This window comes from Faecalimonas canis (assembly GCF_054601575.1).
In genome coordinates this window covers 87,426-113,087 of the sequence record NZ_BAAHSI010000004.1, presented here as the reverse complement: position 1 = coordinate 113,087, position 25,662 = coordinate 87,426, and the positions used below count along the sequence as shown (strand labels likewise).

Annotated in this window: 14 protein-coding genes and 1 other annotated feature; of the genes, 2 read left to right on the top strand and 12 right to left on the bottom strand. The window is 38.6% G+C overall.

The window, feature by feature from the left end:
- Window positions 1-13: 13 nt before the first annotated feature.
- A complete protein-coding gene (locus ACYPXO_RS01210; RefSeq protein WP_459638901.1) occupies window positions 14-556 on the top strand; it encodes a hypothetical protein in 543 nt (180 codons plus the stop codon).
- A gap of 60 nt (window positions 557-616) precedes the next feature.
- On the opposite strand, the gene ACYPXO_RS01205 is transcribed toward ACYPXO_RS01210, so the two are convergent.
- The 12 genes from ACYPXO_RS01205 to rplJ all read right to left on the bottom strand — a co-directional run bounded on the left by ACYPXO_RS01205 (window position 617) and on the right by rplJ (window position 23,880).
- Window positions 617-1,279 carry a YoaK family protein gene (locus ACYPXO_RS01205; protein ID WP_459638900.1) on the bottom strand — a complete coding sequence of 221 codons (663 nt, stop codon included), beginning with the start codon at window positions 1,277-1,279 and terminating at the stop codon, window positions 617-619.
- Between the two features lie 18 nt (window positions 1,280-1,297).
- Window positions 1,298-2,638 (bottom strand): uracil-xanthine permease family protein, encoded by a 1,341-nt coding sequence (locus ACYPXO_RS01200; protein ID WP_459638899.1) that lies wholly within the window; start codon window positions 2,636-2,638, stop codon window positions 1,298-1,300.
- Window positions 2,639-2,692: 54 nt separating this feature from the next.
- Window positions 2,693-6,361, bottom strand: coding sequence for a DNA-directed RNA polymerase subunit beta' (gene rpoC, locus ACYPXO_RS01195; RefSeq protein ID WP_459638898.1), 3,669 nt, complete (start codon window positions 6,359-6,361; stop codon window positions 2,693-2,695).
- A gap of 14 nt (window positions 6,362-6,375) precedes the next feature.
- Complete coding sequence (gene rpoB, locus ACYPXO_RS01190) at window positions 6,376-10,206, bottom strand: DNA-directed RNA polymerase subunit beta (RefSeq protein ID WP_459638897.1); 3,831 nt, start codon at window positions 10,204-10,206, stop codon at window positions 6,376-6,378.
- A gap of 239 nt (window positions 10,207-10,445) precedes the next feature.
- Complete coding sequence (locus ACYPXO_RS01185; RefSeq protein WP_459638896.1) at window positions 10,446-16,508, bottom strand: glycoside hydrolase family 2 TIM barrel-domain containing protein; 6,063 nt, start codon at window positions 16,506-16,508, stop codon at window positions 10,446-10,448.
- A 221-nt stretch (window positions 16,509-16,729) separates the two neighbouring features.
- Window positions 16,730-17,680: an ABC transporter ATP-binding protein gene (locus ACYPXO_RS01180; protein ID WP_459638895.1), complete on the bottom strand. Its 951-nt coding sequence runs from the start codon at window positions 17,678-17,680 to the stop codon at window positions 16,730-16,732.
- 2 nt (window positions 17,681-17,682) lie between these two features.
- On the bottom strand, window positions 17,683-18,681 hold the full coding sequence (locus tag ACYPXO_RS01175) for an ABC transporter ATP-binding protein (RefSeq protein WP_009461607.1): 999 nt from the start codon (window positions 18,679-18,681) through the stop codon (window positions 17,683-17,685).
- Window positions 18,682-18,687: 6 nt separating this feature from the next.
- The gene (locus ACYPXO_RS01170) at window positions 18,688-19,689 is read right to left on the bottom strand and encodes an ABC transporter permease (RefSeq protein WP_009461608.1); all 1,002 of its coding nucleotides are present in this window, start codon (window positions 19,687-19,689) and stop codon (window positions 18,688-18,690) included.
- A 4-nt stretch (window positions 19,690-19,693) separates the two neighbouring features.
- Window positions 19,694-20,656, bottom strand: coding sequence for an ABC transporter permease (locus ACYPXO_RS01165; RefSeq protein ID WP_459638917.1), 963 nt, complete (start codon window positions 20,654-20,656; stop codon window positions 19,694-19,696).
- A 247-nt stretch (window positions 20,657-20,903) separates the two neighbouring features.
- Window positions 20,904-22,556, bottom strand: a complete 1,653-nt coding sequence (locus ACYPXO_RS01160; RefSeq protein WP_459638894.1) for a peptide ABC transporter substrate-binding protein — start codon at window positions 22,554-22,556, stop codon at window positions 20,904-20,906.
- A gap of 366 nt (window positions 22,557-22,922) precedes the next feature.
- Complete coding sequence (gene rplL / locus ACYPXO_RS01155) at window positions 22,923-23,300, bottom strand: 50S ribosomal protein L7/L12 (protein ID WP_009461611.1); 378 nt, start codon at window positions 23,298-23,300, stop codon at window positions 22,923-22,925.
- Between the two features lie 43 nt (window positions 23,301-23,343).
- A complete protein-coding gene (gene rplJ, locus ACYPXO_RS01150; RefSeq protein ID WP_459638893.1) occupies window positions 23,344-23,880 on the bottom strand; it encodes a 50S ribosomal protein L10 in 537 nt (178 codons plus the stop codon).
- A gap of 37 nt (window positions 23,881-23,917) precedes the next feature.
- Window positions 23,918-24,054, bottom strand: a sequence feature (ribosomal protein L10 leader region).
- A 138-nt stretch (window positions 24,055-24,192) separates the two neighbouring features.
- Between rplJ and ACYPXO_RS01145 the strand changes: the two genes are divergently transcribed.
- Complete coding sequence (locus ACYPXO_RS01145; RefSeq protein WP_459638892.1) at window positions 24,193-25,638, top strand: alanine/glycine:cation symporter family protein; 1,446 nt, start codon at window positions 24,193-24,195, stop codon at window positions 25,636-25,638.
- The last annotated feature ends 24 nt before the right edge of the window (window positions 25,639-25,662 follow it).

The following is a 25,662-nucleotide window of genomic DNA, read 5'->3' as shown; positions in this document are numbered from 1 at the left end:
AAGGAATAGGGGAATGTATATGAAAAAATCCTTTAAAAAATTTATTATTATTTTCTTTTCTATTCTTTTAATTGTCGGAGTTTTATGTGCTGTCCACTTCATATATCATTCCTTTAAAACTCCGAAGAACGAGAAGAAATCACATACCTTATATGGCTTTTTACTAACAGATAAAAAGCAAGAACATTTACCTGTAACAGCAACTATTGATTTTGAAATGGCAACATATCCTTTTCACAATAAGGAAACATCCATACAAGGTAAAATAACTGTTTCATATGCACAAAAAGAGATTTATACTACTGACTTCTACAGCCTTAATCTTAAAAGAAAATATATCTCCATTGAAGATACCACTTCTTCTCCTTCTACTCTTGTAGCGTTTACCGGAAATCTTAAAAACTTTTTGCTGGGTATTCCCGCAAAAGAATTGCACTCTATTGATATTACAGGAAACTCTGAAACCGTACTTTTCGCATTTTCTGAAAACACAACCGAAGATTTTACAAAAACATTTTCAGTCTTTCCTGACAATTTAGAGCAAGTAAACGAATAGCTTATGAAAAACAAATGGAAATAGTCAAAAAACTGTCGGACAACACTCCGACAGTTTTTTCTATCTACTTTTCTCCCAATCTACGAACATCATAATAAATCCAATAAATAATATCCCCGAACATATCACTATTGCTTTTTCCTGTAATGCCTCGACACACACATTTCCTAATATTGCTCCAAATACAAAACAGAATATGACTCCATAGTAGAGAAAACCTTTTCTCAATTTTTTCTTTTCTTTTGTGTGCCAATATTCGCACATATTTTGAGTTGCACTTCGCAAATTACCGATACACATGGTTGTCGCAATTCCGTTTCCGTGAATCTTCCGAAAACTTTCCACCTGTATGCCACAGGCAAAGGAAGTAAGGCTGTTGGCAGGAAGATTATATTTCTGTGGAATAAAACATACCCCCGCCAGTACAGCCGCCTCAATTAAAATAGAAATTTGTCGCCAGTGTAAAAGGCTTTTCTCCTTCAATCTAATTCTAATCATATCAGAAAGGGCAATTCCCACTGCAAAGGCAATAACCGGAACAGCGTATCTTAGCGTAACATTCCACTCTTTTTCCGACAAATGAATACCAAGTAATAAAATATTTCCTGTCTGTGCATTTGCAAACACCTTGCCTCTGCACATATAGGAATAGGCGTCCATAAATCCACCTGCTATAGCAAGGACAACTCCTAATCTGATTGATTCCGACATCTGCTTTTTCATTTTTACACTTCCTTTTTCCTACTGCCCCAGTTTCTCTACCTCCATATTCTGCGGAAGCAAAAGACTTAACAAGATTGAAACAACAAATACAATGGCTACACAGTTTCCTCCGAAAATATCTCTCACAATCTGAGGAAAAATTCTCCAAATATCAGCCTCACTTGCCGTTGTAAATCCAATTCCGATAGCAAGTGAAATAGCCGTAATAATAACATTTCTCTGTGAAAATCCTGCCCTTGCAAGCATCTGTACACCGCTTACCATAATTGTACCAAACATCATAATCGTGCAACCACCCAAAACGGACTCAGGAAGTGATGAAAAGAAGTTTGCAATCGGTGGGAAAAATCCTGCTAAAATCATACAAATTGCACCCATCATAATGGTAAATCTGTTGACAACTTTTGTCATCGCAACAAGTCCCACATTCTGACTGAAAGACGTAATCGGCGGACATCCAAAGAGTCCTGTTACCGAACTTAGAAAACCGTCACAGGCAAGAGAACCTGAAATCTCTTTTTCCGTTACTTCCCGTCCAAGTCCTGTTGCTACAACCGCCGATGTATCTCCGATTGTTTCTGCCGCAGATACCATGAAAATAATAAATACTGCAACAATCGCATTCACATTAAATTCAGGCGTAACCGGAAGAAATTTCGGAATAGCAATCATTCCGCCATCAAAAATTCCTGATAAATCAACTACTCCAAGACAGAGGGATAAAATATATCCGACCACAAGCCCGAATAATACGGATAACTGTTTCCAAAATGATTTAGCCACAATATTGAACAAAAGACAGGCAACCAATGTCACTGTTCCGATAATAAGATTTTTCGCAGAACCAAAGTCTTCTGTATAACCTCCGCCAAAAGAGCGAACTCCTACCGATAAAAGAGAATATCCAATCGTTGTAACTACAATTCCCGCCACAAGAGGCGTAATAATTTTTCTCCAATATTTTGCCAAAAGTCCCAATATACCTTCTAAAACACCGCCTACGATAACCGAACCGACTACCGTTGCATACCCATACTCTGTACCAATATAAGACAATAAAGTAACAAAAGTAAAACTGACACCCATTACGATAGGAAGTCTTGCCCCTACCCTGCCAAGCGGATATAATTGAATCAATGTTGCAATTCCCGCCATAAACATGGCATTCTGTAATAAAAGTGCCTGCTGTTTTTCACCTACTCCCGATGCAGTTGCAATCAGAATAATCGGAGTCAGGTTCGCCACAAACATGGCTAAAATATGTTGCAAACCAAACGGAATGGCTTTTGAAACAGGAACTCTTCCATCCAGTTTATAAATGTTTTCAACACAGACTTCTTTTTTCTGTTGTTCTTTCATCTGTTTCCTCCCTTTACTTTAAAAAGAGCCAAGTGAATCACTTGGCCCTGTTTTTTATTCCTCTATTGTTTCAAGTTCTTCTGCTGACTCTTCAACTTCTTCCATGTTTTCTATCATGTCAAAGTCTTCAAAGTCTTCTGCTTCTTCTAACTCAACTTCCTCTTCCGGTTTCTTTCCGGTATCCAAAGTTACATCACGGTATTTTCTCATACCTGTACCTGCCGGAATCAGTTTACCGATAAGAACATTTTCTTTCAGACCAATCAATGGGTCAACTTTACCTTTAATTGCTGCTTCTGTAAGGACTTTTGTTGTTTCCTGGAAGGAAGCGGCTGATAAGAATGAATTTGTTGCGAGAGAAGCTTTCGTAATACCGAGCATAATCGGTTCTCCTGTTGCTACCTCTTTTCCTTCTTCAATTAATTTTTCATTCACATCTTCAAAGTCAAGTACATCTACCATTGTTCCAGGTAAGAAATCGGAATCTCCGCTTTCTTCAATACGGATTTTCTTCAACATCTGACGAACAACAACTTCGATATGTTTGTCATTGATTTCTACACCCTGAAGACGATATACACGCTGTACTTCCTGAATCATATAATCCTGTACGGCACGTAATCCTTTAATCTTCAGAATATCGTGAGGATTTACACTACCTTCTGTAAGTTCATCTCCTGCTCCCAATACTGCTCCGTCCTGAATTTTAATTCTTGAACCGTATGGAATTAAATATGCTTTTGATTCACCTGTTTCATTGTTCGTAACGATAATCTCACGTTTTTTCTTTGTATCATTAATTGTGGCAGTTCCGCCGAACTCTGTAATAATTGCAAGTCCCTTTGGCTTTCTTGCCTCGAAAAGTTCCTCGACACGAGGAAGACCCTGTGTAATATCTCCACCGGCTACACCACCTGTATGGAATGTACGCATAGTCAACTGTGTACCCGGCTCTCCGATAGACTGAGCGGCAATAATACCTACTGCCTCACCAACCTGAACAGGTTCTCCTGTTGCCATGTTTGCTCCATAACATTTTGCACAAACACCGATGTGTGATTTACAAGTTAAAATTGTACGGATTTTTACTTCTGTAATAGGACCGCCATCTTTATTTACACCATATTTCATAACGTTTTCTGCACGTTTTGGCGTAACCATATGGTTTGCTTTTACAATAACATTTCCGTCTTTATCATAAATTGTTTCGCATACATAACGTCCTGTGATACGTTCCTGTAAACTTTCAATTTCTTCATTTCCATCCATGAATGCTTTTACATACATACCCGGAATTTCTGCACCTTTTTCCACACAGTCAGTTTCTCGGATAATTAAGTCCTGTGATACGTCAACAAGACGTCTTGTTAAGTATCCTGAATCGGCTGTACGAAGAGCAGTATCGGAAAGACCTTTTCTTGCTCCATGGGCAGACATAAAGTATTCCAATACGTCAAGACCTTCACGGAAGTTTGACTTGATAGGGAGTTCGATTGTACGACCTGTTGTATCAGCCATCAAACCACGCATACCTGCCAACTGTTTAATCTGTTTATCAGAACCACGGGCTCCTGAGTCAGCCATCATAAAGATGTTGTTGTATTTGTCCAAACCGTCTAACAGCGCTTTTGTCAAAGCATCATCAGTGTTTTTCCATGTTTCTACAACTTCTTTATAACGCTCTTCTTCTGTGATTAAACCACGTTTAAAGTTCTTTGTAATTCTATCCACAGTATCCTGAGCCTGCTGAATCATTTCCGGTTTCTGTGGTGGCACAGTCATCTCTGAAATGGATACAGTCATCGCTGCTCTTGTGGAATACTTATATCCTGTTGCTTTAATCTTATCTAACACTTCCGCTGTAACTGTTGCACCGTGTGTGTTGATAACTTTTTCAAGAATCTGTTTGTTCTGTTTCTTTCCTACAAGGAAGTCAACCTCAAGAAGAAGTTCATTTCCCGGAATACTTCTGTCAACAAATCCTAAATCCTGTGGGATGATTTCGTTAAACAAGAAACGTCCCAATGTAGATTCTACATTTCCGCTCATTGTTCTTCCGTCCGGAAGTGTTTTTGTCACGCGGACTGTAATTCTTGAATGAAGTGTGATTACTTCATTTTCGTATGCTAAAATTGCTTCGTTTAAGTTCTTGAAGAATTTACCTTCACCTTTTACTCCTGGTCTTTCTTGAGTTAAATAGTAAATACCAAGTACCATATCCTGTGAAGGAACGGCTACCGGACCACCATCTGAAGGTTTCAGAAGGTTGTTTGGAGATAAAAGTAAGAAACGGCATTCTGCCTGCGCTTCTACTGACAATGGAAGATGCACCGCCATCTGATCACCATCGAAGTCGGCGTTAAACGCTGTACATACAAGCGGATGAAGTTTAATCGCTTTACCTTCTACAAGGATTGGTTCAAACGCCTGAATACCAAGTCTATGAAGAGTAGGGGCACGGTTTAACATAACCGGATGTTCTTTAATAACATCTTCTAATACGTCCCAAACCTCTGTCTGAAGTCTTTCGACCATTTTTTTAGCATTTTTAATATTATGCGCCGTTCCGTTTGCCACAAGTTCTTTCATAACGAAAGGTTTGAATAACTCGATAGCCATTTCTTTCGGAAGACCACACTGGTAAATTTTAAGTTCAGGTCCTACTACGATAACTGAACGTCCTGAATAGTCAACACGTTTACCAAGTAAGTTCTGACGGAAACGTCCTGATTTACCTTTTAACATATCTGATAAAGATTTTAATGGACGGTTTCCAGGACCTGTTACCGGACGTCCACGGCGTCCGTTATCAATCAAAGCATCTACCGCTTCCTGAAGCATTCTCTTTTCGTTGCGAACGATAATGTCCGGAGCGCCTAATTCAAGAAGTCTTCTCAAACGGTTATTTCTGTTAATAATTCTTCTATACAAATCATTTAAGTCAGATGTGGCAAAACGTCCGCCGTCTAACTGTACCATCGGACGTAAATCCGGTGGAAGTACCGGAATTGCATTTAAAATCATCCATTCCGGTTTGTTTCCTGACTCACGGAAAGCCTCAACAACTTCTAAACGTTTAACGATTCTTGCACGTTTCTGTCCTGTTGCTCCTTTTAATCCGCCCTGTAATTCATCGTATTCTTTATCTAAGTCAATATCATGTAACAATTCCTGAATAGACTCAGCTCCCATACCTACACGGAAAGCGCTTCCCCATTTTTCTCTTGCTTCCTGATATTCCTGTTCAGATAATACCTGTTTATACTGTAAATCTGTTTCACCTTTATCTAATACAATGTAAGATGCGAAGTATAATACTTTTTCCAATGTTCTTGGAGAAATGTCAAGGATTAAGCCCATACGGCTTGGAATTCCTTTGAAGTACCAAATGTGTGATACCGGAGCGGCAAGGTCAATATGACCCATACGCTCACGGCGAACGCTTGCTTTTGTTACTTCTACTCCACAACGGTCACAGACAACCCCTTTATAGCGGATCTTCTTATATTTTCCACAGTGACACTCCCAGTCCTTGCTTGGTCCGAAAATTCTTTCGCAGAAAAGACCGTCTTTTTCCGGTTTCAATGTTCTATAGTTAATTGTTTCCGGTTTTGTTACTTCACCTCTTGACCATTCTAAAATCTTTTCAGGTGATGCCAAACCAATCTTAATAGCATCAAAAGTCATTGGCTGGTATGTTGCTTCATTATTTGTTGCTGACATATAGGCACTCCCTTCTATTCTTCGTCAAGAATTTCATCAAATTCGATATTTTCAGGTTCTTCTTCAATATCTATTAACTCATCGCCTTTAAATTCTTTTTGGCTAAAACCGTGTTCTCCGTAAGATTCATCTTCCGGAGCATAAGTTCTATCTCCCTCAATAATTGAGTGTAAATCCGTTTCACCATAATCTATTGTTTCCATAATTTCTACTTCTGTATTGTCATCACGAAGTACTCTTACATCAAGTCCGAGTGACTGTAACTCTTTCAGAAGTACCTTGAAGGATTCAGGAATACTTGGTTCAGGAATATTTTCACCTTTGATGATTGCTTCGTATGTTTTTACACGACCTACAACATCATCAGATTTTACTGTCAAGATTTCCTGCAATGTATAAGATGCACCATAAGCCTCCAATGCCCAAACTTCCATCTCACCGAATCTCTGTCCACCAAACTGTGCTTTACCACCGAGGGGCTGCTGAGTTACTAATGAGTAAGGACCAGTTGAACGTGCATGAATCTTATCATCTACTAAGTGATGCAATTTCAAATAGTGCATATGTCCGATAGTTACAGGACTGTCAAAATATTCCCCTGTTCTACCGTCACGGAGTCTTACTTTACCATCTCTTGAAAGAGGAACACCTTTCCATAATTTTCTGTGTTCTCTGTTCTCTGACAAATATTCCAAAACTTCCGGTAATAACTCATCTTTATGTTTTGCTTCAAATTCTTCCCACTCTAAGTTGACATAATCGTTTGCTAAATCAAGTGTATCCATAATGTCAACCTCGTTCGCACCGTCAAATACAGGTGTTGCAATGTTAAATCCTAATGCTTTTGCTGCAAGACTCAAGTGGATTTCAAGCACCTGTCCGATATTCATACGAGAAGGCACACCAAGTGGGTTCAATACGATGTCCAAAGGACGACCGTTTGGTAAGAATGGCATATCTTCTACAGGTAATACACGGGAAACAACACCCTTGTTACCGTGACGACCCGCCATTTTATCTCCTACGGAAATTTTTCTCTTCTGTGCAATGTAAATGCGAACTGCCTGATTTACACCAGGTGACAATTCATCGCCATTTTCTCTTGTAAATACTTTCGCATCTACAACAATACCATATTCTCCATGAGGTACTTTAAGTGAAGTATCTCTTACTTCTCTCGCTTTCTCACCGAAGATTGCACGAAGTAATCTTTCCTCTGCTGTCAGTTCTGTTTCTCCCTTAGGAGTAACTTTACCAACTAAAATGTCGCCTGCACGAACTTCAGCACCGATACGGATAATCCCTCTGTCATCAAGGTCTTTCAACGCATCGTCACCTACACCCGGAATATCTCTTGTGATTTCTTCAGGTCCGAGTTTTGTATCACGCGCTTCTGCTTCATATTCTTCGATATGGATTGATGTATAAACATCATCCTGTACTAATCTTTCACTTAATAAAACAGCATCTTCGTAGTTGTAACCTTCCCATGTCATAAATCCGATAAGTGGGTTTTTACCAAGTGCCATTTCACCATTTGATGTAGATGGTCCGTCTGCGATCACCTGACCTTCTTCTACTCTTTCACCTTTGACAACAATTGGTCTTTGGTTGTAGCAGTTACTCTGGTTACTACGTAAGAATTTTGTTAATTTATATGTTTTTCTTGTTCCATCATCCTGTTTTACAACAATTTCTTTTGATGTAGAACGTTCGATAACACCTGCCTGCTCAGCAACAATACAAACACCTGAATCGACAGCGGCTTTTGTTTCCATACCTGTGCCGACAACCGGTGCCTCCGTCATAAGAAGAGGTACTGCCTGACGCTGCATGTTTGATCCCATTAACGCACGAGTCGGGTCATCATTTTCAAGGAAAGGAATAAGTGCAGTCGCTACAGAAAATACCATCTTAGGTGATACATCCATGTAGTCAAATGCTGTCTTTTCATATTCCTGTGTTTCTTCACGATAACGACCTGATACGTTCTTGTGAATGAAGTGTCCTTCTGCATCAAGAGGCTCATTCGCCTGTGCTACATGATAGTTATCTTCTTCGTCTGCTGTCATGTAAACAACTTCTTCTGTTACAACAGGATTTTTCGGATCTGTTTTATCAATCTTACGGTATGGCGCTTCCACAAATCCGTACTCATTAATTCTTGCATAACAAGCAAGAGAGTTGATCAAACCGATATTAGGACCTTCAGGAGTTTCGATCGGACACATTCTTCCATAGTGTGAATAGTGAACATCTCGAACCTCAAATCCAGCTCTATCTCTTGAAAGACCACCAGGACCAAGTGCTGACAAACGTCTTTTATGTGTCAACTCCCCGAGTGGGTTATTCTGATCCATGAACTGCGACAACTGAGAAGAACCGAAGAATTCTTTCACTGCTGCCGTTACAGGTTTGATATTAATGAGTGACTGCGGAGAAATTCCTTCCAAATCCTGAGTTGTCATTCTTTCACGAACAACTCTTTCCAATCTTGATAAACCAATTCTGTACTGGTTCTGTAACAATTCACCAACCGCACGGATACGTCTGTTTCCTAAATGGTCGATATCATCATCTGTTCCGATACCATATTCCAAATGGATATTGTAGTTGATTGATGCTAAAATATCTTCTTTTGTAATATGTTTCGGAATCAATTCGTGAATATTTCTACGGATTTCTTCCTTTAATTCGTCAATGTCACCGCCTGTTTCTTCCAAAAGATCCGCTAATACAGGATAGTATACTAATTCAGCAATTCCTAATTCTTTTGCATCTACATCTACTACACTTTCTAAATCTACCATCATATTAGAAAGAATTTTAATGTTACGCTCTTCACCTTTTACCCATACAAACGGAACGGCTCCATTCTGAATTGCTTCTGCTAGTTCTCTTGTAATTACCTGTCCTTCTTCTACAATCACTTCACCTGTAATTGCACTTGCAATATCTTCTGCTGCAACCTGACCTGTAATACGGTTTTTCAACGCTAATTTTTTATTAAATTTATAACGGCCTACCTTCGCTAAATCATAACGTCTTGCATCAAAGAACATACTTGTGATTAAACTTTCTGCACTGTCCACTGCAAGCGGTTCGCCCGGACGAATCTTCTTATATAACTCCAAAAGACCTTCCTGATAACTTTCTGCCGTATCTTTCTGAAAACTTGCCTGAATCTTAGGTTCTTCACCGAATAATTCTAAGATTTCCGCATTTGTACCATATCCCAATGCACGAATAAGCACTGTGATAGGTACTTTTCTCGTTCTATCTACACGTACATAGAAAACGTCATTGGAGTCTGTTTCATATTCTAACCACGCTCCACGATTTGGAATTACTGTGGAAGAATATAATTCTTTCCCAATCTTATCATGAGCAATCGCATAGTAAATCCCCGGTGAACGCACTAACTGACTTACGATAACACGTTCTGCTCCGTTGATAACAAATGTACCTGTCTTTGTCATCAGCGGTAAATCTCCCATGAAAATCTCATGTTCGTTAATCTCATCTGTTTCTTTATTATAAAGTCTTACTCTCACCTTAAGCGGTGCCGCATATGTTGCATCACGTTCTTTGCATTCCTCAATTGTGTACTTTACATCATCTTCGCATAATGTAAAATCAACAAATTCCAAACTCAAGTGACCGCTATAATCAGCGATCGGAGAAATATCTTCAAATACTTCTTTTAATCCAGCATCAAGAAACCACTGATATGAATCTTTCTGAACTTCGATTAAGTTAGGCATCTGAAGCACTTCTTTTTGTCTAGAATAGCTCATGCGAGAACTTTTTCCATTTGTGATGGGACGAATTCTGTTTTTCTCCATTGACGTTTCACTCCTTGTATATTTATTTGGCTCTCATGTTATTTTCCTCGTAATATACAATGAAAAACGGCTTTTCCACCGATTTTCATCGCATTATGTGGGCATGATTTTCCACAATAGTGCATTTTTAACTGTATCATACGGTTTCGGGCTTGTCAAGAGGTTTTTTATAACTGATAAAATATTGTATGAATACGCACGAACAAGACGGCCGGTATCATAACCGACCGCCTTATTATTTATCTGTCTTTTCTTCTCTTAACAAAAATACAAGCGATTCCTGCTGACGCTGCTACGAATAGCGCACCCCAAAGGGCAATTGGAGTTGTATCTCCCGTCTTCGCTGTTCCATGTGTTCCTCCGGAAGTATTATTTCCACTGTTGTTTCCGCTTCCACCGCTATTTCCATTGTTATTTCCATTGCCATTTCCACTACTGTTTCCGTTTCCATTACCGCTACCATTTCCGTTTCCATTACCATTACCATTATCAATCGGTGGCTCAGGGTTCGGATCAACTGGTGGTTCCGGATCAGGATCGATCGGTTTATCAGGTTCTTTCACATTCTCCATTGCCGCCTGCAATGCTTTCAACTGTTCTGCAACCTGTTCTTTTGTCGCCTCCTGATATAAAACTTTTGCTTTGCTCATTTCATTCTGAAGTGTCTGCCATGCATCCTCTTCATAGTCATCTTTTTTAAGGTTTTCTGCTTCAGTTACCAGACTCTTTAACGCAGAAATGTCTACAAGAATATTTTCCACGTTTTCTTTGCTAAGGTCTTCAATGGCTTTATCTACTTCTTCCTGAGTTGCATCTGCTTTTGTAAGAACGTCTTCCGCAACTTTTACAAACGCTTCATATTCCGCATAAGATTTTGCCGTATAGTTTACTTCATCGCAATTTAATTCAGCGACAACTTTTCTTAATACGCTAATATCAACGAGAGCGTCTTTTGCCTGATTGATTTTATCAACGAGGTCTGTAACATCTTCTCCTGTTGCTTCCGCGTTGTTTAGCATTTCTTTTGCATCATCAATTAAATCTTTGTACGCGTTCCAACTTCCTTCTGTATAACAGTGTTCTGCTTCCTGTTTTTTAGCCAGTTCTTCAAATTTTTTGATTGCGTCAATCAGTTTCTGACGATTTTCATCTAATGGAATTAATTTCGCAAATGCGTCTTCCAAAGATTTCATCATTGCATTTACCTGTTCTGCTGTTGCATTTTCATCATCCGCAAGTGTAATTGCATCTGTAACAACCTTCTGAAGTGCATCATAACTGTCTTTCAGATAGAGATTAGCATCTAATACTTTATATTCTTCTGCCTTCCTGCGTAATTCCGCTACATTTGCAAGCGCAGATTTTGCCTCATTGAGCGCTACTACCGCCTTATCTACTTCTTCCTGTTTTACATTTTCTTTTTCAAGAATTGCCTTTCCGCTTTCATATGCCGCTGTGTAATCAGCAAAAGTTTTCTTAGAGTAGTCTGCACTGTGTTCTGCGATTGTTTCATACTCTTTAATTGCCTTTTCCAATTCAGTAAAGACAACTTCGTGAACAAGTTTTGCGTCTGCCCATGTCGCATGGTCATTACCGTCTGAACCATTGGTTTCGGTAATAAGAGAAACTGTTTTTGCTCCTCTAATATCTACACTTACAAGAACTGATGTCTTAAATTTCACACCGTCTTTGCGGAACACTTCTTTACCGTCTACTTTGACAACAAAGTTCACTTCTCCATTGTTTTTCTGTTCCTTACCGATACCCGCAACCGCTTTAAATGTTGTCGCATCCAAGTTTTCCACATTTACGGTTACTTCTGAAGGTGCATGTGAACCTACACCTTTGTCAAATTTAGTTGCCTTTCCATCAACCCATACGCCTAATTCCGCACCGCAAGTACATTTATCACGCATATTCGCACTATATCCTGCTTTATCAACCAACCAATTCATATCACTGATGTACATCTGATCTACAAGTTCAAAGTTGACTGTATATACTTTTTCAATTCCATATCCTGATGTCGCACGAATTGTCGCTACAGGTTTCTCCTGTGTCGGCTGTTCAATTTGAACATTTACGTCTTCCCCGTTTTTAACAACATCTACCACAGGAAGTTTCACATTCTCTTTATTAAAGAGTTGATGTGTATATTCTGTCTGAGATGCATCAAAACCGTCCAACGCTTTACCATCTAATGTGATGTTCTTAATCGGCATTGTAGAGTTGACATCCAGTTTACTATTTTCCATTCTTTCTTTAACAAATGTATTCGCATCTGCCGCCGCTTTTGTAATTGGTGTAATTCTAAATGTCTGTGTATATGTCTGACCTTTCTGTAAAGTATACTGTCCTAAAGGTCCCGGACCACAACTTGCATTTCCAAGTCCTCTTTGTGCAGTATCTACAGAAAGAATAACATCTTCTGTTTTCGGAACCTGATGCGGATGTCCGAAACCATTCCATACTTTATGAATATCTTCCGATTTGTAATGCAACGCACTCATATTCATCATATTTTCCGCAGCAATCATAACGCCTGTACCGTTTTCACCTTTTGTCAATGCGGTCCATCTTACGTCGCTTCTGCTTCCATTTTCCTGCGGTCTTACATATTTGTCCTCAAACATATTTGTGACAGTGTCTTTATAAATACTTACTCTTGCTCCTGTCTTTCTGTCCACATAGTTTTCCTGTGGTCCTCTTCCGTAATAAGTTACGTTTTCATATCCTGCAGGCACAATCATTCTCATTCCGACTTTTGCAATGTCACCTACTGTGTCATTATTTGCAGGAGTGAAACTATTTGTTACAACAATATCTCCGTTTGCATAAATCTGATAGTTGATTGTATTTGGAGAGTTAATGCCCTCAATCGTCCCTTCTACATGAACATTTACCACTTTGTCTTTTGCGTCCACTTCACATTTTGCTACTTTAAAGTTTTTCGCTGCATTTTTCATTCCGTCTTTAAAGTTCGGGTCATTGCTTACTCTCGCTCTCCAGTAATCCGGTTTTGGTCCGTCTTTTAGGAGAACTTCATCATTTACTGTATAGTTTGTGATATAACCTGTTGTCTTGTCGATTGTTACAGAGAATTTGTCCCCGTCTTTTTCACTTCCGCTGAGAACAAGGTCTTTTTCGCCGTCTGTAACCTGAATGTTGTTTGCATCGTTTACATTAATTGTTGGGCGTGGTGTTTCGTCTTCACAAGAAAGTTCTAACTGTTCAAACGCAATCTCGCTTCCTTTCTTTCCACCGTATGTTCCTGCCCAGTTCTGATTTTCCTTCAATGTTACGTCAAATTCCAAAATATAATCAGAGCCTTCTACCGCTTTGATTTCAGGGAAATCTTTTAATTCGATAACTTTTTCCGCTCCGGCTTCGATATTTTTCTCTTCATCCGTAAGTATGCCTTGTTTTATAATACCATTATCTTTCAATAACTTCCATGTAATATCATATTCTTTTAAGTTTGTATTCAAAAATTCATTTACAATACGAACTTTACCGTCTTTTGCTTCGCCGTCATCATAGAAAGAAACTTCTTGATGTACTTTCTTCACTTCATATAATTCCGGCGAAGGCGTTCTGTCCGCATTCATCAAACCATTACAGCAGAAATCTCTGTCTGTTACCTTTTCGCCCCAGTCACCGCCGTATCCAAAGTAAGTTGTTCCTTCAGGATAGTTCGTTCCTTCTGCGACAATTTGGTCATCCTTAAAATCCATAGAATACACAACTTCATTCTCTTTTGGCCGATAATCCGGTTCTGCATTTGCAACATTTAAAACACGGACACCGTCAATCAGACCATTAAATCTTCTTCCCGAATATTCAGGGTCTTCACCAATACCTATTCTGTATGATGCACTATCTACATTCTCTCCCTTAGTAATTGCTTTCTCACCAAGTTTTTCTCCGTCAGCATATAAAGTATATTTTCCATTCTCATAAGTTCCTGCAATATATGTCCATTTGCCGATTTTATCTTGAGGGAATGACGCTGTCAATGTTCCGGCATTCCAACCGTCTACGAAAAATTCAATTTGATCATTTGCCTTTGTAATTTTCAAGTTATAACCTGAGTCACCTTTGGAAATAATTGCCTGATCGCTTCCGTTACCTCCGTTATATTTCACCCATGCTCCTAAAGTAATCTCTCTGCCGTTCGCAGATTTATTAGGAACAAGTACATATCCATCAAGTGCTTTATCTTTCTGACCGTCTACCAGCGTTCCTTTAATTGCGGTTTTACTTCCGTCATCATTTTTCACATAGTAATCTGTCTTATTAACTGCGTTTGTCTGAATAGACTGATCCATCCAGTCCCAAATAAATCCGCCCTGTGCATTTTCATATTTACGGAATACATCCCAATATTCTTTGAAGTTACCGAGAGCATTTCCCATTGCATGTGCATATTCAGACTGAATGTAAGGCGCTTTGTTTGCCGTATTTGTCACATGTCCTTCCACGCCTGAAACCGCCCAGTACTGTGAAGAATAAATATCTACCATAGAATTTTCACGTTCACCCTTTGTATAACGGTTATCACGTTCATATTTCCTCAATCTTGAAGGGTCACGTTGTAAAATCCATTTTGTTGAATTATTGAAACAATATCTCTCATTCATTGTGTGGTTTTTATATGTGGATTCATTTCCAAGCGACCAAATCACAACGGAAGCATGGTTTTTATCTCTCTCTACCATATTCATCGTTCTGTCCATAACAGCATTGTTCCAAGCCGGTTCGCCTGAAGGAATGTCTGCACCACCATCAAAAGAACCTTTATGTGATTCAATATTCGCTTCATCACACATCATAATTCCAAGTTCATCCGCCAACGCATATGTGTATGGATGATTTGGATAGTGTGAAGTACGGATTGCATTGACATTAAACTGTTTCATTGTCATTAAGTCTGTGCGAATATCTTCTTTTGTCAAAGCACGTCCGTTAATATGGTCTGTTTCATGACGGTTTGTTCCACGGAACATAATTTTCTTGCCGTTAATCTGTGCCTGTTCCTGACCTGCATCATTGATGTCCACTTTACCTATTTCACGGAAGCCTACTCTCTGACATACAGTTTCAACTACTTTGCCGTCCTTGTCTACAAGTTGAATTAAAAGACGATACAAGTTCGGTGTATCCGCAAACCATTTCTTTGGATTTACAACTTCTTTAGAACCGGTTCCTCTTTGTCCTTTGTCATCTGCCTGTTCTTCAACCGTAGATTTGCCCGCTTTTACATCTACATCGAAAGAAAGAGGGGCATCCCAAACTTTCTTATCACTGTCCATCTCGTACAAATCTGCCTTAACCGTATATTTGCCCGATACATTTTTATCAAGACTTCTGATGTCCGCATCTAATGTTAACGTTGCGTTTTCATAATTCTCGTCAAGGTCTGTCTTCACAAAGAAATCACGGATTTCCACCTTGTCTTTAGAGTATAAATATACATCTCGGAATATACCGCTTAGACGGATAAAGTCCTGATTCTCAAGGTAACTTCCGGTTGACCAGCGGTAAACTTCCACCGCAATTGTATTTTCTCCTTCTTTTAGATAATCCGTAATGTTGAACTCGTCTACCGTATAACTATCCTCGGCATATCCTACTCGCTCTCCATTTACATAGAGATAGAACGCTGATTCTACACCTTGAAAAGATACAAACACTTCACGACCGTCCCAATCTTCCGGTATTTCAAAAGTTCTTTTGTACTGTCCGACACTGTTTTTCACTGTCGGTGCAACAGGTTTATTCAATCCGTTTGTGTGATATTGGACTTTTTCATAATTCGCCCACGGATATGTTTGGTTTACATAAATTGGTGTGTCGTACTTAAAATTGCCTTTTTCATCTTTTTGGGTTTGAATATTGCTTGGAACTTGGATTTTATCCCAACCTTCCGTATTCCAGTTTTCTTTATAATTCTTAGCTTCTTTACCACGTTCTGTGTTTAATCTATCGGCAGGTTTCTCTGCATACTTAAAGTTCCATTCTCCGTTCAATGTTCTATACCACTTGGAGTCTGCTTCATCCGCTTCGTCCAAAGCAGATTTCTCATTCTGCAAAGCCTTGTCTGCCGATTCATAAGGTGTAAATGCCGCTCTAGCGGCTTCACGGTTAACCTCAACAGTTTCGATTTGGTCGTACCACTCTTCGCCTTTAAATTGATTATCCGCTGCCTTAACTTCTAATCCCAATCCATCCATGCTAAGCATCGGAGTCACAACTAACGCACCTGTCAAAAGCAATGATACGATCCGATTTCTCTTTTTCATTTCGTTCCCTCCTTTTTTGTGAATAGTGCATATTTTTTGTAACCAAACGCAAACTATTTTGTTCATCTTAACACTTTATCTCAATATTTTCTATATATTTATGAAATTATTATCGGAGTTTTCATCATTCAGAAATATTTTTCCCACTTTTCAATGAAACGGCAACAAAAAACAGAGTTACCAAAATAAGTAACTCTGTTTTTATTTATTTCTCTATTCCTTTAGTATAAGTGACATGCCACGAAATGATTTGGTCTTACCTCTTTCAATTCAGGCGATGTCGTCCTGCAGGCTTCAGTTGCCTTTGGACAACGTCCGGCGAACGGACATCCTGGTTTAGGGTTAATTGGACTTGGTACATCTCCCGACAAAAGTTTTCTTTCCTTCGAAGACTCCTTTTCCGGATCCGGTATTGGTACCGCATCCAATAACGCCTGACTATATGGGTGCAACGTGTGCTCGTAGATTTCATCACTATCTGCGAGTTCCACGAGGTTGCCAAGATACATAACAGCGATTCTGTCTGAAATATATTTTACAATGTTCAAGTCATGAGCGATAAACATATAAGTAAATCCATGCTCTTCCTGAAGATTTTTTAACAAGTTAATGATCTGGCTCTGGATAGAAACGTCAAGAGCAGAAATCGGCTCATCACAAACGATAAATTCAGGTTCTACCGCTAATGCACGGGCAATCCCGATACGTTGTCTTTGTCCACCTGAGAATTCATGAGGGAAACGGTTAGCGTGTTCTCTGTTCAGTCCAACTGTTTCAAGTAATTCGTATACACGTTCACGTCGTTTCTCCTTCGTATACATATTATGAATTTCCATACCCTCTTCAATAATGCTTCCTACTGTCATACGAGGATTTAATGAAGCATATGGGTCTTGGAAAATAATCTGTGCTTTCTTAGAATATTCATAACGGTCTTTTGTTCTTTTTACGCTTACTTCCTCACCGTTATAAGTAATTTTTCCTGAAGTTGCACTATATATCCCCATTACCGTACGTCCAAGTGTAGATTTTCCACACCCCGATTCACCTACGACACCGAGAGTTTCTCCTTTATAAATATCCATGCTTACGTTATTTACCGCAACCAATGTCTGTTTACGTCCCACATGGAAATGTTTTGATACGTTTTCTAGTGTGATTAATTTCTCCATTGCTAATTTTCCTCCTTTTTATCTGGAAAATCCGGATGCAAACGCCAGCATGAAGCCTTATGACCTTCTCCCAAGTCAAATACAGGAGGCTGGTTTTTCTTACAAATCTTCATACATTTTTCACAACGGCTTGCAAAAGCACACCCCTGTGGCGGAGCATATAAATCCGGTGGTGTTCCCGGAATAGAAACAAGTTCTTCATCTTTCTTTGTATCTACCGTAGGAAGACTCTTTAACAATGCTTCTGTATATGGATGAGCATAGCGATAGAAAATATCACCCACTGTTCCTTCTTCCACAACTTTACCTGCATACATAACAGATACACGGTCAGCAAGATTAGCCACAACACCTAAGTCATGCGTAATCAAAATAACTGCTGTCTTTGTTTCTTTTCCTAACTCTGCAAGTAATTTCATAATCTGAGCCTGAATTGTTACGTCCAACGCAGTTGTCGGCTCATCAGCAATCAATAACTTCGGTTTACAAGCTAAAGCCATTGCAATCATAGCACGCTGACGCATACCACCTGAAAATTCATGCGGATACTGATTTACACGTTCTTCCGCATTAGGAATCTGTACCATGTTCAACAGTTTAATTGCTTCCGCCTTTTCTTCTTCTTTAGAAATTTTTTTATGTTTCTTCAATGTTTCCGTCAACTGTTTTCCAACTTTCATTGTCGGATTTAAACAAGTCATCGGATCCTGGAAAATCATGCTGACTAACTGTCCGCGAATTTCCTGCATTTCTTTGTCGCTCATTGCAACAATATCTTTTCCGCATAAATCAATGCTTCCTTCTTTAATTCTTGCAGGTGGCATTGGATTTAATTTCATAATTGTCTGAGCAGTTACACTCTTACCGCAACCACTTTCTCCAACGACTGCAAGCACTTCCCCCTCATCTACATGAAGGGAAACACCTCTGACTGCATGAACTTCTCCTGCATATGTATCAAAGGAAACGTGCAAATCTTCTATATTTAAAATATGTTCCATTTCTAGTTACCTCCTTAATTTAGGGTCAAATGCATCTCTTAACTGGTCACCCAACAAGTTGAACGAAAGCATCGTAATACAGATGAATATCGCAGGAACTATCAAAAGACTCGGATACATCTGGAATGTCAAAATACCATCATTCGCCATAATTCCCCATGAAGCTTTCGGCGGTGCAATACCAAGACCTAACATAGACAAGAAGGCTTCTGTAAAGATAACTGCCGGAATATCCAATGTAATATTTACGATAATAACACTTAAAATATTCGGTACTAAATGTTTAGAAATAATTCTAGCCGGTTTTGCTCCCATTGATTTGGCAGCGATAACAAATTCCTGTTCTCCAAGGCTCACTACCTGCCCACGAACAAGTCTTGCCATACCGGTCCACCCCGTCAGAGAGTAGGCAACGATAATCGTTCCGATTCCTCGAGGTAATACCGTCATCAAGAGAATAACGATAATCAAATATGGAATACCACTGATGATTTCCACAATACGCATCATCACATTATCAACTGCTCCTCCGAAGTAACCTGAAATACCACCATAAATAACACCGATAAAACAGTCAATCAACGCTACGACAATCGCAACTGTAAGAGAAACTCTCGCACCCATCCAAACACGGACAAATACATCACGACCAAGAGCGTCTGTTCCAAAAATGTGTGTCTGCCCTGTTACAGGATCTTCGCTCATTATCGGTTGATTTGCAAATGCAACATTCTGTGATGAATAATCAAACGGGCTAATCATTGGAATAAAAATAGATCCAAGTAATAACAATAATAAAAGTATAAGACAGACAACAGCCACTTTACTTTTCTTTACACGATTAAACGCATCTTTCCAAAAACTAACAGACGGACGTGCAATGGATTCCATGCTCTCTGCATCTGTTCCGATATGTTCAAACGCTTCTGCAGGAATTTTCCCGCTGACATCATATGCTTTACGTGGCATCTGTGCTACTTCCAATGCCTTTTCTTTTTTCACTCTCATTGTACTACTCCTTTCCACCAGTCAATTTTACTCTTGGGTCAATGAAACCGTAAATTAAATCTACGACAAGGTTTGCTAAAATTAAGAATGTACCATAGAAAATCGTAGTACCGGCAATGACTGGGTAGTTATTTGTCTGTACACACTGTACGAAGTATTTTCCAAGACCCGGAATAGCAAAAATATTTTCTGCAACGAACGCACCTGTTAATACAGAAGCAACCAATGGTCCCATTACTGTAATGACAGGCATAATCGCATTACGAACTGCGTGTTTCCAAATAATTGCTTTCTGACTTAACCCTTTTGCTTTCGCTGTCTTAATATAATCTGAATTCAATACATCAAGCATACTTGTACGCATCAAACGGCTTATCGTTGCCATTGAACCAAACGCCAACGCAAACGCCGGAAGAATTTTAGAATTCTCCGAACCCCAACCTAAGATTGCAAATACTTCTACACCTGTAACTTCATATAACTTTAACCCTAAGAAATACTGTAATACCGAACCAATAATAAATGACGGAACAGATACACCTACAAGAGCAAAGAACATTGAAGCACTATCCCAAAATGTTCCTCGTTTTACAGCCGCAACTACTCCTAATAAAATACCCATAATAAATGCAAAAATTAAAGCACGCATACCAAGTTCAAATGATACCGGAAACGCCTGTGCAATAATATCTGTAACCTGACGTCCGTCAGGAAGAGAAACTCCTAAATCTCCTTTAAATACATTTCCTAAGTAAATAAAAAATTGAACAAGTACCGGTTTATCCAAACCATACTTTTCAAATAACGCTGCTTTTGTTGCCTCCGGAATAGCCTTACCGCCTGAGAAAGGATCTCCCGGTAACATATGCATCAATGTAAATGTGAATCCAATCAGAACAACAATTGTAATGAACGAATATACAATTCTTTTTAATATAAATTTAACCCGATTCGACACCTGTTTCATCTCCTTCATTTCTTTTTCTTATTGCTTATGTAAGGTACAAAGTATCTTCCTGTACCTTTCTATTGCCGTTCTTTGTACTTTACATAAGCAACAGGAAGAACTTGCATGGTTCTTCATGTCACTTTAATAACCGTTATAAGTGTACAGGTACGGCTTTTCGGAATAAAGAGGAGTTGTTCCCTCTTTTTAACGGGGAACAACTCCCTCTTTTTTTCCTATCCTATATTCACTTTAGTAAGATTAAAAATTATTTAATCTTAGCACCATCTGTAAAGTCAAATTCCTGGAATCCTGTACGAGTCATTCCTTCAAGTTTATCAGATACTGTGTATGTTACTGACTGGAAGTATACTGGGAATACTGCCGCGTCTGTCTGGCATACTAATTTTTCTGCAGCCATTAACATTTCCTGACGTTTTACTTTATCAACTTCTTTAGTTGCATCTGCAATTAATTTGTCATATTCAGGGCTTGAATATTTACCATAGTTGTTACCATTTCCTGTTGCAAACATATCTAAGTATGTCATTGGGTCATTGTAGTCTGGTGACCAACCTGCAAATACGATATCAAATTCACCTGCATCCATTGCTGCTAATTTTGCTTTAAATGGCATTGGTTTGATTTCTACCTGAATTCCTAATGCTTTTTTCCACTGTTCCTGATAGAAAGCTCCTTCTTTCTGAGCTCCTGCACTATCTTCTGTTGTGTATGAAATCTTGAAGTCTTCTGCTTTCATTCCGATTTCTTTTAATCCTTCATCAAATAACTGTTTTGCTTTTTCAGGATTGTATTCTGTAATATCACCAAGTGTTTTTGCGTAACTGTTTCCATCTGCTCCTGCGATAGATGTCGGTACAATGCCTGTTGCAGGTTCAGCACCTGTTTTAATTACATTTTTACAAACAGAATCTGTATCAAGTGCCATTCCAAGTGCCTGACGAATCTTTGGATTACTTAATTCTTTTTTCTGTGTATTGAACTGTAAGTACCAGTTACTGTTATCAACATATGTTGTTAATTTCATGCCTTCTTTTTTAGCCTGTTCCAACTGTTCACCAGCAATGTTGATACTGTCAATCTGTCCTGCTTTAAAAGCATTCATACGAGCATTTCCATCTCTTAACATTAAGTATTTAACTTTTGGAATACTTACATTCTTCGCATTATAGTGTTCATCATTTTTTGCTAATGTGATGTGATCATCGTGTACCCACTCTTCGATTTTGTAAGCACCGTTTGTAACGATCTTATCAGCATCTTTTGCGTAGTTTTCAGCGCCGATTTCTTCATAACCTTTCTGGTTCATTGGATAGAAAGATGAGAATGAGAATAAGTGTAATGCATATGGGATTGGATTAACAAATGTTACTTCCAATGTGTAATCATCTAATGCTTTTACACCTAATTCTGAAGGGTCTTTCTTGCCATCAAATACTTCCTGACCATTTAATAAGTTCTGGTATACGATAAATCCATAAACAGAACCTGTATCTTTTTTAGAAATTGTCTGATATGCAAACACGAAATCGTGTGCTGTTACAGGTTCTCCGTTAGACCATTTTGCATCCTGTCTGATTTTTAATGTGTAAGTTTTTCCATCTTCACTTACCTTTGTATCTTCTGCAAGATCCGGAACCGGTTTGTCATCTTTATCAAGTTTGTATAAACCTGAAATAACCATTCTTAAAATATCACCTGAAGGTACATCGGATGTCTTAATCGAGTTCAATTCAGCTGGCTCTGTTCTAACATCAACAGTTACCATATCTTTGTCTTTTGTCCCCGGGAAAGCTCCTGCTTTTTTAGAATCTCCGCCCTTGTTTCCGCCGCCACAGGCAACAACTGAAAGCGCCATTGCACCTGCGAGACATAATGCTACGAGTTTTTTCATTTTCATAATTTTCTCCTCCTTTTTCCTTTACCTCTTTAAAGTGGCATTATAGTAGAACTTCAACGAGAAGTCAAGTGAAATCGCGAAAGTTTTTTATTTTTCCACCACTTTCATGAATTATCATGTATTTTTATTCATTTTTAATGTATTTTATAACATCCTACATGATAAGTCAAGAGAATATATTTTATATATTCTTATATTTATAAAAAGCAAGGAGATTATAGAAGTAAAAAACATAACTTTTCACTTTTTTTATAAACCATTATCACATATCCCCGTAGAGTAAACAGGAATATATATAAGAATAAATTTTTATATACTAAAAAGACACCTGAGAACAAGTTCTCAGGCGTCCCTTTCCGACAGAAATTATTTTAAATTAACTTCTGCTCCTTCTGCTTCTAATTTTGTTTTGATTTCTTCAGCTTCTGCTTTAGTAACACCTTCTTTAAGTACTTTTGGTGCTCCGTCTACAACTTCTTTAGCTTCTTTTAATCCAAGTCCTGTGATTTCACGAACAACTTTGATTACTTTAACTTTAGATGCTCCTGCAGATACTAATTCAACGTCAAATTCGTCTTTTTCTTCTGCTGCTCCTGCTGCATCTCCACCTGCTGCTGCAACTACTACACCTGCTGCTGCAGATACACCGAATTCTTCTTCACATGCTTTTACTAATTCATTTAATTCTAATACTGATAATTCTTTGATTGCTTCAATCATTTCAGCTGTTGTTAATTTTGCCATTTGATTTTCCTCCACTAATCCTTATTTTCTTTAAAATTGTTGATTACTCCTCAACCGGAGCCTCTGCTGCTTCTTCAGCCGGAACTTCTACTGTTTCTCCACCCTGTTCAGCGATTTGTTTAATAACACGAGCAAAGTTTGTAATTGGTGACTGGATACTTCCAAGTAATTTTGAAAGTAATTCTTCTCTTGAAGGGATTTTTGATAATTCCTGAATACCAGCAACATCATAAACTGTTCCTTCAACAACACCACCTTTTACTTCTAACGCTTTAGCGTCTTTTGCAAATTTGCAAAGAATTCTTGCAGGCGCTGTTGCATCGTCTTTAGAAATTGCTAAAGCACTTGGTCCTTCTAAGTATTCTTCAAGACCTGCAAATTCAGTTCCTTCAAAAGCTCTTTTCATCATTGTGTTTTTGCAAACTTTGTAGATAACACCTGCTTCTCTCAACTGTTTACGTAATTCTGTATCTTCTGCTACAGTTAAACCACGATAGTCAACTAATACTGCTGACTGAGCTCCTGCGATGTCTTCTGCGATTGCCTGTACGATTGGTTGTTTTAATTCAACTTTTGCCACGAATGGTGCACCTCCTTATAGATTTTGTTTGCACCGCCGATAATAAAAAAAATCTCTTTATCCTCAGACAAAGAGATTGTGTAAATTCAATGTAAGAATTCATATCTCCTCGGTAGGCGTTTCCAACTTATGCCTTACGGCACCTACTGTCTTCGGCAGTTACTATGATAATTTAACATATTTTCTTCTTCATGTCAACTGTTAAAAATAATTTTCTTGACTTTATTTTCGCTTTATATTACACTTGAACATATTTTCAGAGAAAGTATGGAATGAACAAATTACTTTCTTAAGTGAATATCCCCCTTTACCATGCTATCACTCTGGATAACAAAAACTAAGGAGGACAATATTTTGTTTAATCAATTTTTATCAAGTCTGAATGACTTTCTTTACAGTTACATTCTTATTTTTCTGCTTGTCTTAGCAGGTCTTTATTTTTCTTTTCGTACAAAATTTGTACAATTCCGATTATTCAAAGACGCCATTCATGCGCTTAAAGAAAAGTCGGAAAATAGTGGAAACAAAAAATCTGTATCTTCATTTCAGGCACTTATGATTTCCACTGCTTCCCGTGTCGGAACAGGAAACATTGCCGGAATTGCAACCGCCATCGTTGCCGGAGGTTCCGGAGCTGTATTCTGGATGTGGGTTATGGCGCTTATCGGCGGAGCATCCGCATTTATAGAAAGTACGCTAGCTCAGATTTATAAAGTAAAAGATGGGAAGGATTTCCGTGGCGGCCCTTCTTATTATATTGAACGGGCATTGGGAAAACGTTGGCTCGGCGTATTATTTTCCATACTGCTGATTGCCTGCTTCGCCTACGGATTTAACGGCTTACAGACATATAATATGTCGTCTGCTTTGGAATATTACATTCCAAATTACAGTAAAACAATTTTACCTGCCATTGTCGGACTGATAATTGCAATCGCAACTGCTTTTGTTATCTTCGGCGGAGTACACCGTATCAGTTTTATCACTTCCGTTGTTGTGCCTGTTATGGCTGGAATTTACATTATTATGGGAATTGTAATTACATTAATGAACCTCAATCAGATTCCCGAAATGTTTTCGCATATTTTAGAAGGTGCATTTAATTTCAAGGCAATTTTCGGGGGATTTGCCGGAAGCACAATTCTAATCGGTATTAAGCGAGGACTTTTCTCAAACGAAGCGGGAATGGGTAGCGCTCCAAATGCTTCTGCAACCGCAGATGTTTCTCACCCTGTAAAACAAGGAATGGTGCAGGTTATCTCAGTATTTATTGATACACTTTTAATTTGTACAACAACCGCTTTCATTTTACTCCTCTCTAATGTGGAGGGCGTTTCCGGAAAACTAGACGGTATTCCTTATGTACAGGCGGCTCTTCAAGCAAATGTCGGAGAAATAGGTATCCATTTTATTACCTTTTCAATTTTCGCTTTTGCATTTACAAGTTTAGTTGGAAATTATTATTATGCAGAATCAAATATTCTTTTTATTAAAGACAACAAAATTTTATTAAATCTTTTCCGTGTAACTTGCCTAATTGCAATCTTTCTCGGAGCACAGGCAGATTTCGGTACAGTTTGGAATCTTGCGGATGTACTGATGGGATTTATGGCAATCGAAAATATCCTTGTTATCTTTGTGCTAGGCGGCATCGCTTTCAAGGCACTTGATGATTATATGAAACAGAAAAAACAGGGAATTGATCCTGTTTTCAAAGCCGAAAATATCGGATTGAAAAATACGGATTGTTGGAAATAAAGTGTGAAAGGGGACGTAGTAAAA

Bases quoted from the DNA above. Each gene is read 5' to 3' on its own strand.
- ACYPXO_RS01180 (WP_459638895.1), bottom strand. From the start codon at position 17,680: ATGGAGAAATTAATCACACTAGAAAACGTATCAAAACATTTCCATGTG.
- ACYPXO_RS01145 (WP_459638892.1), top strand. From the start codon at position 24,193: ATGCTATCACTCTGGATAACAAAAACTAAGGAGGACAATATTTTGTTT.
- rpoB (WP_459638897.1), bottom strand. From the start codon at position 10,206: ATGGAGAAAAACAGAATTCGTCCCATCACAAATGGAAAAAGTTCTCGC.
- ACYPXO_RS01205 (WP_459638900.1), bottom strand. From the start codon at position 1,279: ATGAAAAAGCAGATGTCGGAATCAATCAGATTAGGAGTTGTCCTTGCT.
- ACYPXO_RS01165 (WP_459638917.1), bottom strand. From the start codon at position 20,656: ATGAAACAGGTGTCGAATCGGGTTAAATTTATATTAAAAAGAATTGTA.
- ACYPXO_RS01170 (WP_009461608.1), bottom strand. From the start codon at position 19,689: ATGAGAGTGAAAAAAGAAAAGGCATTGGAAGTAGCACAGATGCCACGT.
- ACYPXO_RS01160 (WP_459638894.1), bottom strand. From the start codon at position 22,556: ATGAAAATGAAAAAACTCGTAGCATTATGTCTCGCAGGTGCAATGGCG.
- ACYPXO_RS01185 (WP_459638896.1), bottom strand. From the start codon at position 16,508: ATGAAAAAGAGAAATCGGATCGTATCATTGCTTTTGACAGGTGCGTTA.
- ACYPXO_RS01175 (WP_009461607.1), bottom strand. From the start codon at position 18,681: ATGGAACATATTTTAAATATAGAAGATTTGCACGTTTCCTTTGATACA.
- rplL (WP_009461611.1), bottom strand. From the start codon at position 23,300: ATGGCAAAATTAACAACAGCTGAAATGATTGAAGCAATCAAAGAATTA.
- ACYPXO_RS01210 (WP_459638901.1), top strand. From the start codon at position 14: ATGTATATGAAAAAATCCTTTAAAAAATTTATTATTATTTTCTTTTCT.
- ACYPXO_RS01200 (WP_459638899.1), bottom strand. From the start codon at position 2,638: ATGAAAGAACAACAGAAAAAAGAAGTCTGTGTTGAAAACATTTATAAA.
- rpoC (WP_459638898.1), bottom strand. From the start codon at position 6,361: ATGTCAGCAACAAATAATGAAGCAACATACCAGCCAATGACTTTTGAT.